Origin of the sequence: Bacillus sp. SIMBA_005 (genome assembly GCF_046535585.1) — a bacterium.
GTDB classification, from domain to species: domain Bacteria; phylum Bacillota; class Bacilli; order Bacillales; family Bacillaceae; genus Bacillus; species Bacillus pumilus.
Genome location: NZ_JAWRWI010000855.1, coordinates 1 through 250, shown reverse-complemented (window position 1 = coordinate 250; position 250 = coordinate 1). Strand labels below are relative to the sequence as shown.

The window sequence follows — 250 nt, the reverse complement described above, 5'->3', positions numbered from 1 at the left end:
ATCGCCGGGACCCGAGAGAGCTTCCGTGGAAAGAATGCGGAATAGACATCGTCGTAGAGGCAACGGGGAAATTTAATTCAAAAGAAAAAGCGATGAGCCATATTGAAGCAGGGGCGAAAAAAGTCATTTTAACGGCTCCGGGCAAAAATGAAGACGTTACCATTGTCATGGGAGTAAATGAAGAGCAGTTCAATCCCGATGAACATGTCATTATTTCAAATGCATCCTGCACGACAAACTGTCTTGCGCC

General features: G+C 45.6%; 1 pseudogene. It reads left to right on the top strand.

Annotated features, from left to right (window positions below):
- Window positions 1-250 (top strand): annotated as a pseudogene (locus SB660_RS22495) (type I glyceraldehyde-3-phosphate dehydrogenase); the annotation flags it as partial.